The following is a 12242-nucleotide window of genomic DNA, read 5'->3' on the forward strand; positions in this document are numbered from 1 at the left end:
GGGTGAAAAAATACGCTCTTAGGGAACCCCCTTAGAGCATCGGCTTCCCAAAATCGCATCAAAACCCTTATCACACACTCTCTCAAACGTCATTCAAATTTCGTCGGATCCCCGTCAAAAGGTTCCTTCGCTTTCTTGATGGAGCTAGTCGGACAACCCTCAAAAGCATCCTCCAAATCCTCTTCAAATTCTGAGTCCACAGGTTTATTGCCAACATTATCATCGCCGATATAATAGGAAAGACCTTCCTCATCATCATAATCAAACAGATCGGGCGCCGCCGCCCCGCAGGCTCCACAGGCGATACACGTCTCTCTATCCACGATTGTATAAATAGCCATCAACTCACTCCTTTTTATAATTGTATGACGTTATTTTAACGTTGTTGTTATTTTTATTATATAAATAGTACAAAAATTAAAAAACGTTGTCAACAGGAGAATAGTAAAAACATTAATGCAATCCTTATATAGCACGATGTATTTGGTCTTAGGGAAATAAAATATATTTTAAAATTCTAAATAGTATTGACATAAATAAGCCACATCGATATTATTATAGATAACGAATTTGTAACGTCACTAAATTAAAATGTAATGCAAAGGGGAGATCACATGATTTTTAATGAAAAAGCAGAAACATTAGAGAGGAGTAAAATGGAAGCGCTTCAATTAGGGAAGTTGCAAGAAACTGTGAATCGTGTGTATACGAATGTTGCGTTCTATCGGGAAAAGTTTACTGAATTAGGGGTAGAACCAACGGATATTCAGTCTTTAGAAGATATTAAAAAGCTACCGTTTACTGTCAAAAAAGATTTGCGGAATCATTATCCATTTGGTTTATTTGCAACGCCAATGGAGGATGTTGTTCGGTTGCATGCATCTTCGGGAACGAGTGGGAAGCCGACAGTTGTAGGATACACAAGGAATGACATTGAAAACTGGGCTGAAATTGTCGCACGTTCGATTGCGGCTGCCGGTGGTCATCGTGAAGACGTGCTGCATAATGCGTATGGGTATGGTCTATTTACTGGTGGACTTGGAATTCATCATGGGGGAGAAAAGCTTGGAATTACAACCGTCCCAGTTTCTGGTGGGAATACGAAACGGCAGATGCTGCTGATTGAGGACCTTAAACCGAAAGTAATCTGCTCCACTCCTTCTTATGCATTACATATAGCAGAAAAAATGGAAGATGAAGGGCATGATCCAAGGAATACAAGCCTTGAATACGGTATTTTTGGTGCGGAACCATGGTCGGAGGAAATGAGAAAAACATTGGAAGAAAAAATGGGGATCAAAGCGATGGATATTTATGGGCTTAGTGAAGTTGTCGGGCCGGGAGTTTCGATTGAATGTGTGGAGGAACAGGATGGACTCCATATTCAAGAAGATCATTTTTTTGTCGAGATAATTGATCCGGATACACTCGAACCACTGCCAGATGGGCAATACGGTGAGCTTGTATTTACGAGTTTAACAAAGGAAGCACTTCCGATTATTCGCTATCGAACAGGAGATATTGCTGCAATCACACGGGAAAAATGCAGCTGTGGACGGACTACTGCTCGGATGACACGTGTCAAAGGGCGGATTGACGATATGCTTGTCATTCGCGGTGTTAATGTTTTTCCATATGAAATGGAGCGATCTTTACTCCAAGTGAAAGAATTGACCCCACATTACCAATTGCATTTACATAAAAAAGGACAATTGGATGCTGTGGAATTGTGTGTGGAAATCGCTGAAGATATTTACGTAAAATGCCAGCAAGATATGAAACATGTAGGAATAGCTGAAATAAAACAACAGGTGAAGAAAATAATAAAACAGGAGTGTCTCGTTACGGTAGATGTCGATGTACGCCCACCAAAATCGATACCGCGTTCAGAAGGAAAAGCGGTTCGCATTGTCGATCAACGATTAAAAAAAACAGTAAATTAAATGACGCTTCTAAACATCTATAAGTGTATGTAGTATTTGCAGTTTACACGGATAGCCACATTGTAAAAATGAAGGAGGTAACGAATGGATAAGGAAAAGCTCGATCTTTTTACAAGTGATCCTTTTGCAAACCGACTAAATATCAAACTATTAGAATGTGAAAGAGGCTATGCGAAAGCAAGTTTAGTTGTTTCCGATGATATGTTGAACTTTTATGGCGTTGCTCACGGTGGATTGCTCTTTTCCTTGGCTGACTATGTGTTTGCGGTAGCTAGTAACTCCCATGGCAATGTTGCTGTTGGCCTGAATGTGCACATGTCTTATTTGGCACCCGCGAAAATAGGAGATGAACTAATTTGCATGGCAACCGAAATAAAACGGACAAATAAAATAGCAGTCTACGAAATGAAAACAACACAAGCATCCGGTGACTTGATAGGCACGATGGAAGGAATGGTATATATCAAACCAAAAGCTTAGATGCGGTTAGCGTCGTATGTGCTGGACGGGTTTTATGTTGCCTTGAAGAAAAATTCATCAATCAAGTTACCAATAAACGCTAAATCAAAAACAGAGGAGTTATCGATTAATGGCAACACACTACAAAATGAGTGATTTTCAAAAGGTTGCTTACAAAAAAATGGCACCACCGCCATGTGACGAAACGATGCAAATTACAGTGCTTGAATCGTCTGATGGGGTTGCTCGTGGAACGTGGCATGTGGACCATCGCTATATCAATGGGATTGGTGTGGCGATGGGTGGCTTTTCATCTGCAGCGGCAGATATTATGATGGCCTATGCGATCGCTTCTAAACTAACAGATCAATACGGGTTTGCCTCGATTGATTTAGATACAACCTTTCACAGACCTATTTTTGAAGGGGACGTGGACATAACGGCAAAAGTAGAACGGCTTGGGAAGACGCTCGCTTATGTTGTTACCGAGCTAAAACAGAATGATAAAAAAGCAGCAACTTGTGTTTCTTCCGTACTCATTAAAAATTTGGAACAATAAGGGAGGACTTTTTCGATGATATATCGTTTTAACGAACAAGAGCCAGACATTCATGATACAGTTTTTATTGCAGATGGTGCGAGAGTGATTGGCGATGTGACGATCGGTGCCGAATCCAGCATCTGGTTTAATGTGGTGCTTCGAGGTGATGAGGGGCCAATCCGGATTGGTGAGCGCTGCAATATCCAGGAAAATAGTATGTGTCATCTGTATGAACAGTTTCCGTTAACATTGGAAGATGAGGTTTCTGTCGGGCATAACGCCATTGTCCATGGATGTACATTGCGAAGAGGTGTACTGGTTGGAATGGGTGCAACCGTTTTGGATGGCGCGGAAATTGGGGAGTACTCGATTATCGGTGCCAATAGCCTTATTCCATCAGGCAAAAAAATTCCACCACGCTCACTTGTTATTGGTTCCCCTGGTAAAATCGTTCGTACTTTGACAGATAAGGACATGGAAATGATTGAAGAAACGATTACGACCTATGCGAATAAAGGCCAAGCATTCCGGCAAAAAGAGATCTTTGAAAAAATTCGCTAATCATGATGATAGCACGCTAGTATTTAGCGTGCTATCTATGTTTATTTGTGGGACATGCCTGTTCTCGACTACTTAATCGTGCCATCACATGAGTGCTTCCTGCACGAGTGAAGAATCAATCAACAGGGCGGGATGGAGATCTCCACATCAAAGGTGCCCACCCACTAAATGAAAATTCCCCTCTATTTATTTATCATTTTTCATTTTGCCCATTTCAAAAACGGATTCAAAAAAGCGTGTCGCTGGCTCTTGTAGCAATTGATAATAGTCGGCAAACAGTGAAGACGCGGAATCCCCAAGCCATTTTGCCGGTAAAAGTTCCTCTGGTAAATTGGGATCAATGAATAGGAACTTTCGGAACTGGTGAACAAGCAGTGCACATTCTACAAAACAGCTGCCCTTACTCATTTCACCTTTTTCAATTTTGTTTTTGTCGATCACATATTTTTGGCTGTATTCCTGAATGAATTGGGAGTAGCGCTCATTCACATCATCAATATCCCAACACTTCGTCACCAAATCTTCGTTGCTGCTCATCCCCTCATATGTAGAGCGGAAGAACGAAACATACTCGCCAATATCATATTTTGTTACTAGGCGATTAATTTGTTCTTCCAATGGATTTGGTGTAATCCAACAGCTGTTAGAAAGAAGACCAAACCCGCTCCAGACTAACTCTTTACGTAGTTCATCACGTAAATGGCGCTTTTCCTCAGGAATGGTGTAGACAAGCATTCGCCATTTGCCATCCCATGAAGGTGATTTTGATTTGTATATTCTTTTTGACGCTTCTTCCATCCGAGCTTTTCCATCTTCCGTTAATGAATAATAGCTTTTGTTGCTAATTTTTTCAGATTGTACCCATCCTTGTTTGTTCATGCGGGAAATGGCTGCACGTACAGATTGTTCATTATGACCGAATTCTTCAAGCAGCCGGATCAAGCTTCCAATCCAAATCGCATTGCCATAATGACGTATGTAATCCCCATACAAAGTAAAAATCATGGAACGTGTATTAAATTGTTTATCCATTTGATTGTCCTTTCTCGTGTGTTTTCTTGTTGATGTGATATCTTTCTCGTTTTAGGTTAAGAATCTTCCGTTTGTTGCTTTTTAACCTTGATATAAACTGTGACACAGTGAAAATTCCCTTTCGTAGCGTTTTTTCTGGTTCTAATGACGATTGAGTGCTTGGATTCCGCTCCGGCAGAACACTTCGCTTTCCGCGGGCACGGCTTCAGCCTCCTTGCCCCGGCGAGGGGTATGTCGACGTTGTCCGCAAAGGACGGTTTTAGTCGACCCTCCTTTTCTAACCGCTTCCTGCGGGGTCTTCAGACACGTGCTGTTCCCGCAGGAGTCGACTGCCCTCCGCTCCAATCACTGAAAAGTTAAGAGATGAATGCTATGAAATGTGGCGCACAATCCTAGCGAAGAGAAAACACTACGCTTTCCCGTAGAAGTTTCCATGTTTTATCTTCGCTAGTATGGTGCAACGAAAGCTTGATTTACCTATTGCTTGATACAGGCGATAACTACACGTTAATCAGAAAACCACTACCGGCATAGGCAAAATACGTAGACTCCTAGAAAATATAAACCAATTTTCTGCGTGCGATGTAACGCTGCCGAAGCCTTCCGTGTCCTGTGGGAATAGCATGGTCCGAAGTCCTCGGAAAAAGCGTTCTTGGCGTCACTGGGTGGTTGAGTTCGTGACCATGGTAAGCGACTGCCCTCCGTAATCAACCATCTTATTCGTATTTAATAACATTATTAATCGATAGCCGAAAAGGTAAAATAGTGTATTTCCGGAACGGCAGTCCAACCACCATCACAATCTACGTCGCTGTTTCTATCTTTTGGTCTAGGTTAAAAAAACGTAATACGAAAATTTGTATTAAAAATAAACTGAAAATACAAATATGCACCCTAAATGGTATCGACTTTTCAGGTTTCTGTCAATTCTATACGGCTATCGCAACCAACAATAATTTTATACAATAATTAATATTTAAATTATTAGAAAAATCATCTTGAACATTATATAACGATTTGTTATAATGACGTTAATAAAACGTGATGGGGAGTTGTTAAAATGTATAATTATATTCCCGATACAGATTCTGTGATGAGCACGTATTCTGGAGAGGATCAAGAAAAATACGACGCTTTTATGGCACGCATCAACGCAGGGGAAAAGATTGAAGCGGATGACTGGATGCCGGATGATTATCGACAAGCATTAATCAAACTTATTTCTATGCATGGTATTAGTGAAATTATGGGAGCTTTGCCGGAAAAAGAATGGGTTCCGAAAGCGCCGACATTGAAACGAAAACTTGGCATTATGGCAAAAGTACAAGATGAAATGGGCCATGGTCAATTGCTGCTTCGTGTGGCGGAGGATTTAATGAGGCCATACGGAAAAACAAGGGAAAATTTAATGGAAGATCTATTAAATGGAGATTTGAAGTTTCATAACGTTTTCCATATGCCAACGAAAACGTGGGCCGATGCAGGCATGGTTGGCTGGATGGTCGATGGGGCGGCAATCATTTCACAAACGAATATGCTTGATGCCTCTTATGGTCCATACCAAAGAGCACTTCAGCGAATTTGTGCCGAAGAAGTTTTCCATGCTCAACATGGGGAGTCAATTATTATGGCATTGGCTGAAGGGACAAAGGAACAACGGGAAATTTTGCAGGAATCGCTTAACCGCTGGTGGCCTTCACTATTGATGTTTTTCGGGCCTTCGTCAGCGGAAACAACTGGATCATCGAAGCAGGATATCATGATCAAATACCGCATTCGCAAAAGTAATAATGAAGAACTGCGCCAGGCATTTTTGGATAAATATTTACCACGTGCCTTTTCACTTGGATTAACCGTCCCGGATGACACGGTTCATTACGACAAAGAAGCTGAAAAATGGGTTTACCAGCAACCAGATTGGAAGGAATTCAAGCAGATTATTGCGAATAAGGGACCAAGGTCAAAAGAGCGGTTACGGTTACGGGAAATTGCTTATGAGAAAAATCGCTGGGTCAGGCAAGCATTAGCACCACAAGCAGTCGGTTCGTAATCTTTTCGTAAGGTATGAACAGACAGAAAAATTCCCACAAAATCTTATCGAAGGGAGATAGAACCATGCAGGATGAAGCAAATTTTTATCAAGAGTATGAAGTGTTTAGCAAGCGAAGTGCCAAGGCATCCATCCAGCATCAATTCAGTTTGTTGGCACCAAATGACGAGATGGCGATGATGATGGCTCAAGAAAACTTTATGCGACGTGAGGATGTACTTGATGTGTGGGTTGTACCGCGAAATAAAATTCGTGCCATGTCAAGTGAGGAACGCGAAACATGGACGAAGCGGCTTGATAATAAAACATATCGGACGACAAAAGGATATGGCTATTTACGGAAAAAATGGCGGGAAAAAGAACAAGGGATGTTGGATGAAAAAGAAATTATGTCCTGGAAAGAGGTGAAAAAGTCATGACAAAACGAATCGGGACAGCTGACGAAGCAAAGCAAGATGCAGCTTATTTGGAAGCATTGACGGAACTAATCTATCAATTAGCGGATGATGATTTCATCGTTTCTTTCCGGGGTTCAGAGTGGCTTGGATTGGCCCCACATATTGAGGAAGATGTTGCCTTTTCATCGATTACACAAAACACGATGGGGCACGCTTCAATGTATTACGATCTGTTAGAGGAACTAGGGGAAGGGCAAGCAGATGTCCTTGCACATGAACGCCCAGGAAATGAGAGGCGAAATGCTGTTTACTTAGAAAAACGTAATGGCGATGGCTCGTATCTGGATGAACCATATTTTGATTGGGCGTTGACCGTTGTTCGTCATTATTTTTATGAAGTATTGAAGAAGATTAAATTGGAGGAAATTAGCAAAAGTTCCTATGTACCGTTAGCAAATATTGCGCAAAAAATATTAATGGAACAGCCTTATCATTTGGCACATTGGAAACTATGGATACAGCAATTGCAGCAATCTAGCGAGGATGCACAATCCCGCATTCATTCACGGATCGTGGAGGCATGGCAGGAATTTGGGGATGCACTAGAAATTGGGGAAAAAGCGGATGCGATGGTAGCGCATGAGTTGATTGCAAGTGAAGCATTTTTGAAAAAACAATGGCAGCAGGAAGTAGAAGCAATCGTTGCATCTGTGCCGGAATCCCCCCTTGGCAAGCAACTAGGGAATGGTAGAAATAAGGAGCATACGGCCGACCTTGACCATGCTATTAAAACGTTTGCCGAGGTGTACGAAAGTGATAAAGAAGCCGTTTGGTAAGGAGATAGGGAATCGCGAAAAGGTAGTTTGCTAGGGTGAAATGTTAAGCCTTTTTCAAAAGACAGGCAGATCCAGGCGCTTGCACTTTTCGTATAAGGAGGGATTTCATGCAGGAGGAACAGAGGAAAGAGGAAATTCTTGCTGTGCTTAAAACGGTTGATGATCCAGAGCTTCCGTCTGTTAGTGTGTTTGACCTTGGGATGATCCATGAAATAAAGCTAAACCAAGACAACATTGCAATTACGATGGTGCCAACGTTTGCTGGTTGCCCTGCTCTTGACATCATCGAACAACATGTAAAAAAAGCAATTGAAGCATTGGATTGGGTTTCGGAATGTCAAGTAACATTTTCTTTTCAGATTCAATGGTCAACAGATGTGATCACGGAAACAGGCAAGGAAAATTTGAAAAAACACGGTATCGCCCCACCACCGGAAAATTACCGGCCTGGGGAAGAATGGACGGTGAATTGCCCGTATTGTGCTTCAGCATACACATCAATGGAAAATGTGTTTGGCCCAACCGCCTGCCGCAGCATTTTATATTGCATGGCATGTAGGAATCCATTTGAGGCAATGAAGCCAGTTGTTAAGCATTCGACTATATCATAAGGGACGTTTTTATTTTAAATTGAAACCGCATTCATTAAAGGAGAATCCAGTGTTTAGTTCAGCTAGATTAGTTGAATATCGAAAATAAAAGGAGAGGATTTTTACAATGGCTAAATTAATAGCTTTATACAAACAACCGGAGGATCAGGCGAAATTTGATGAACATTACTACAATGTGCACACACCAATTACAAAAGAAATACCAGGATTAAGGGAAATGAACGTCACGAAAATCGTTGGATCGCCAATGGGGAAAAGTGAGTATTATTTGCTTTGCGAAATGATTTACGATGACCAAGAGTCACTGCAAAAAGCGATGAAGACAGATGAAGGAAAGGCCTCGGGAAAAGATGTTATGCAATTCGCCGGTGATATTGTCACATTGATGATTGGTGAGGAAGTCGATGGCTGATCGTTCCTATATTAAGGTTTTTGTTGAGGATGGTGTAGGGGTGATTCAGCTTGATCGTCCTCAAGTGGCCAATGCGTTGAACCGGGAAATGGTTGACGAAATTGTCGAGGAAACAGAAGCACTTGACCGGGATGAATCTGTTCGGGTCATTGTGATAAAAGGCAATGACAAGGCATTTGCTGCTGGGGCGGATATTGAGGAAATGCTGGAAGATACCCCATTATCCATGGAGTTGTTAGATCCGTTCGCAGTGTGGGATCGGCTGACGAGGATCAAAAAACCACTCATTGCTGCGGTAAATGGATTTGCGTTGGGTGGCGGATTTGAGTTGGCACTTCATTGTGACTTGATTATTGCCGGTGAAACAGCCCAGTTTGGTTTTCCCGAAGTAAAGCTAGGTGTCATGCCTGGTGCTGGCGGAACACAGCTTTTAACAAAGGCAATGGGAAAGCGAAAAGCATTGGAATGGATCTGGTTTGGAGCATCCATGGCTGCAAAGGAAGCCATGAATAACGGTGTCATCAATCGTGTTGTCGCGCCGGAAATACTTGAGGAAGAGACGATGAACATGGCGAAACAGTTGGCAAACCAAGCACCGATTTCCGTTCGTCTTATAAAGGAAGCAGCCGGTAAAGCTGAGGAATTATCATTGCTCGATGGAATGAAACTGGAGCGGAAAAATTTTTACTTAACGTTTGACTCACAAGATCAAACAGAAGGCATGCAAGCGTTTATGGAAAAACGATCCCCTTCTTTCAAAGGAGTGTGAGCAAATGGGAGCGCGTAATTTTCAAACCATTATGTATCAGCAAGAAGATGGTATCGCAACCATCATGCTAAATCGTCCGTCAGCCTTTAATGCTTTTACAGCTGAAATGAACAAGGAAATTATCCAGGCTTTGAAAATAGCTAGCAAGGATGATGCTGTTAGGTGCATTGTTTTTACTGGAAAAGGCAAGGCATTCTGTGCGGGGGAGGACCTTGGTGGCGTGGATGAACACACGAATCATGCCACTTTTCTTAGGGAACGTTACCATCCGATGATGAAGGCAATTAAAAATGTGCCAAAGCCTATTGTAGCAGCGGTTAATGGTACTGCTGCAGGTGCAGGGATGAGTTTAGCATTAGCAGCTGACTTCCGACTTGTTCAACCGAGGACCAAATTTGTCAGTGCGTTTATGAATATCGGCCTGTTACCTGATTCAGGGTTTATGTATGTTTTGCCCCGTTTAATCGGGTATGCAAAAGCACTTGAAATAGCTGTATTAGGAAAACCAATTACAGGGGAAGAAGCGGCTGAACTTGGGCTGGCAACAGAAGTGATTGATGTGGATGATTGGGAAGAAAAAGTTCATGCATTCGCAACGACAATGGCTGGATTGCCGACAAAAGCCTTTTCACTAATCAAGCGTTACATGATGGATGGCGTGCACCTTTCATTTGAAGAAGCGCTAGAGCAAGAAGCACAGGCACAGCGCATTGCGGGAATGTGCCATGATCATCAGGAGGGATTAAAGGCGTTTAAAGAAAAGCGCAGGCCAAATTTTACCGGGAAATAAGTGAGTATTTTGTAAAGGCTGTTTTCCAAAAAGGTTATAACTTTTGAAGAAAAAATGTATGTAGAATCCTTTTCAAGCAGACCGCAGTAATCGAAATGTAACAGGCTGCTGGGCAAATAGCAACAATCCATACGAAAAGTAGCTTTGCAAAAAATAAACCAATACAAGGAGGAATCGGTAATGACACAAACAATCAATAAGGAAACAATTACAGAAGTAGGCGAAATGAAACGTGATCATTATGCAATGATTATTAATGGCGAGCGTGTGGAAAGTAGTTCGGGTGATACGCTTCAAACATTTAACCCAGCAAAAGGGGAAATATTGGCGAGCGTAGCCAAGGCGAACGAAGAAGACGCGGAAAAGGCAGTACAAGCGGCAAGAAATGCTTTTGATCATGGGAAGTGGCGTAAATACCCTGTCGGAAAACGTTCTCGGGTGTTAAATAAAATCGCTCAAATCATGCGGGATCGTTTTAAAGAAATAGTGGAAATGGAAGTGCTGAATAGCGGAAAATCGATCAATGCTGCTCAGACACAGGTCGGCCAAGCGATCGAGGATTTTGAATTTTATGCGGGGGCAATCGTTGGGCACCGTGGAACAGTGAACAATATGCCATATGGCTTTTTTAACTACACACATAAAGAACCTGTTGGGGTGTGTGCGCAAATTATTCCATGGAACTATCCGATGATGATGGCAGCATGGAAAATAGCACCGGCGATTGCTGCAGGTTGTTCGGTTGTTATTAAACCAGCAAGTCTTACACCGGTTACAGCAATTCTATTGAACGAAATCTGTCATGAAGCGGGTGTACCAGCGGGAGTTGTCAACACAATCCCAGGATCTGGCCGAGTTGTTGGTGATTTTCTAGTTAAACATGAAGACATCAATAAAGTTGCGTTTACCGGTTCCACACCAGTGGGTAAAGATATTATGGGAAAAGCTTCGGAAACATTGAAGCGAATCACACTTGAGCTTGGCGGGAAGTCCCCGAACATCGTTTTTGATGATGCAGATATCGATGCTGCTGTTGCAGGCTCATTATTTGGTATTTATTTTAATACCGGCCAATCCTGTGAAGCGCGGTCACGCATGTTCGTGCATGAATCGATCTATGACGAGTTTATGGAACAATTTATTGCCAAAACGGAAAAACTACAGTCTGGAGATCCGTTTGATAAAGGAACACACTTAGGCTCGATCATTAGTCAAGAGCAAGTGGAAGTGATTGATGGTTATGTCCAATCTGCCAAAGCGGATGGGGCTACAATTGCTACAGGTGGAAACGTGATGCAACCAGAAGGCTTTGAAAATGGGCATTGGTATGCACCGACCGTTATTACGGATGTTACGCCTGACATGAAAGCAGTTAAAGAAGAGATTTTCGGCCCAGTTGTTGTTGTGGAAAAGTTTACTGATGAAAAAGATGTCGTCAAGCGTGCCAATGATACAAAATATGGATTGGGATCGGCAATCTGGACAACAAACCAGGCGAAAGCAACCCGTGTCGCCCATCAAATTCAAGCAGGGATTGTCATGGTAAATAGCCCATTCTCCGCATTCCCAGGAACACCATTTGGCGGCTATAAAGAATCCGGTTTTGGTAGAGAGCTAGCAGTAGAATCACTTGATCTTTATATGGAAGATAAAAGTGTACTTTCTTATTATGGAGCAAAACCGTTGAATCCATTTGGCGTGTAAGCGCTGGCGGTGGGACATGGGGACAGGTTCCTTGTCCCAGCTCAAGCGAAGTCTCGAGGAGTGTCCGTGACGGGCACTTAGGCGGATTGAGGAGGTGGGACGCGGGACCTGTCCCCACGTCCCATATTTAATAGAA

14 protein-coding genes are annotated in these 12242 nt (G+C 42.4%); 12 read left to right on the forward strand and 2 right to left on the reverse strand.

From position 1 onward, the window contains the following. Positions 1-89: 89 nt before the first annotated feature. A complete protein-coding gene (locus tag ACW2QC_RS06550) occupies positions 90-341 on the reverse strand; it encodes a ferredoxin (RefSeq protein WP_457543178.1) in 252 nt (83 codons plus the stop codon). Between the two features lie 273 nt (positions 342-614). Here ACW2QC_RS06550 and ACW2QC_RS06555 point away from each other — a divergent pair, with 273 nt between their 5' ends. The 4 genes from ACW2QC_RS06555 to ACW2QC_RS06570 all read left to right on the forward strand — a co-directional run bounded on the left by ACW2QC_RS06555 (position 615) and on the right by ACW2QC_RS06570 (position 3504). Beyond that, positions 615-1943: a phenylacetate--CoA ligase family protein gene (locus ACW2QC_RS06555; RefSeq protein WP_457543179.1), complete on the forward strand. Its 1329-nt coding sequence runs from the start codon at positions 615-617 to the stop codon at positions 1941-1943. A gap of 84 nt (positions 1944-2027) precedes the next feature. After that, positions 2028-2423, forward strand: coding sequence for a PaaI family thioesterase (locus ACW2QC_RS06560; protein ID WP_457543180.1), 396 nt, complete (start codon positions 2028-2030; stop codon positions 2421-2423). A gap of 109 nt (positions 2424-2532) precedes the next feature. Beyond that, positions 2533-2961 (forward strand): PaaI family thioesterase, encoded by a 429-nt coding sequence (locus ACW2QC_RS06565; RefSeq protein WP_457543181.1) that lies wholly within the window; start codon positions 2533-2535, stop codon positions 2959-2961. A 15-nt stretch (positions 2962-2976) separates the two neighbouring features. Continuing rightward, a complete protein-coding gene (locus ACW2QC_RS06570) occupies positions 2977-3504 on the forward strand; it encodes a gamma carbonic anhydrase family protein (RefSeq protein WP_457543182.1) in 528 nt (175 codons plus the stop codon). 186 nt (positions 3505-3690) lie between these two features. On the opposite strand, the gene paaX is transcribed toward ACW2QC_RS06570, so the two are convergent. Next, positions 3691-4536, reverse strand: a complete 846-nt coding sequence (gene paaX, locus ACW2QC_RS06575) for a phenylacetic acid degradation operon negative regulatory protein PaaX (RefSeq protein WP_457543183.1) — start codon at positions 4534-4536, stop codon at positions 3691-3693. A gap of 1060 nt (positions 4537-5596) precedes the next feature. Between paaX and paaA the strand changes: the two genes are divergently transcribed. The 8 genes from paaA (at position 5597) to ACW2QC_RS06615 (ending at position 12106) form a co-directional block, all read left to right on the forward strand. Then, positions 5597-6586, forward strand: a complete 990-nt coding sequence (gene paaA, locus ACW2QC_RS06580; protein WP_457543184.1) for a 1,2-phenylacetyl-CoA epoxidase subunit PaaA — start codon at positions 5597-5599, stop codon at positions 6584-6586. A gap of 65 nt (positions 6587-6651) precedes the next feature. Next, the gene (gene paaB / locus ACW2QC_RS06585; protein WP_457543185.1) at positions 6652-7005 is read left to right on the forward strand and encodes a 1,2-phenylacetyl-CoA epoxidase subunit PaaB; all 354 of its coding nucleotides are present in this window, start codon (positions 6652-6654) and stop codon (positions 7003-7005) included. Further along, positions 7002-7820: a 1,2-phenylacetyl-CoA epoxidase subunit PaaC gene (gene paaC / locus ACW2QC_RS06590; protein WP_457543186.1), complete on the forward strand. Its 819-nt coding sequence runs from the start codon at positions 7002-7004 to the stop codon at positions 7818-7820. Before paaB ends, paaC begins: the two co-directional genes overlap by 4 nt. A 107-nt stretch (positions 7821-7927) precedes the next feature. Then, positions 7928-8431 carry a 1,2-phenylacetyl-CoA epoxidase subunit PaaD gene (gene paaD, locus ACW2QC_RS06595; protein WP_457543187.1) on the forward strand — a complete coding sequence of 168 codons (504 nt, stop codon included), beginning with the start codon at positions 7928-7930 and terminating at the stop codon, positions 8429-8431. 106 nt (positions 8432-8537) lie between these two features. Further along, a complete protein-coding gene (locus ACW2QC_RS06600) occupies positions 8538-8843 on the forward strand; it encodes an EthD family reductase (protein ID WP_457543188.1) in 306 nt (101 codons plus the stop codon). Continuing rightward, on the forward strand, positions 8836-9612 hold the full coding sequence (locus ACW2QC_RS06605; RefSeq protein WP_457543189.1) for an enoyl-CoA hydratase/isomerase family protein: 777 nt from the start codon (positions 8836-8838) through the stop codon (positions 9610-9612). Before ACW2QC_RS06600 ends, ACW2QC_RS06605 begins: the two co-directional genes overlap by 8 nt. A gap of 4 nt (positions 9613-9616) precedes the next feature. Next, positions 9617-10402 carry an enoyl-CoA hydratase/isomerase family protein gene (locus ACW2QC_RS06610; RefSeq protein ID WP_457543190.1) on the forward strand — a complete coding sequence of 262 codons (786 nt, stop codon included), beginning with the start codon at positions 9617-9619 and terminating at the stop codon, positions 10400-10402. Between the two features lie 180 nt (positions 10403-10582). After that, entirely contained in the window at positions 10583-12106 is a 1524-nt protein-coding gene (locus tag ACW2QC_RS06615) for an aldehyde dehydrogenase family protein (protein WP_457543191.1), read from the forward strand. Positions 12107-12242: the final 136 nt, after the last annotated feature.

This window comes from Virgibacillus sp. FSP13, from assembly GCF_054048505.1.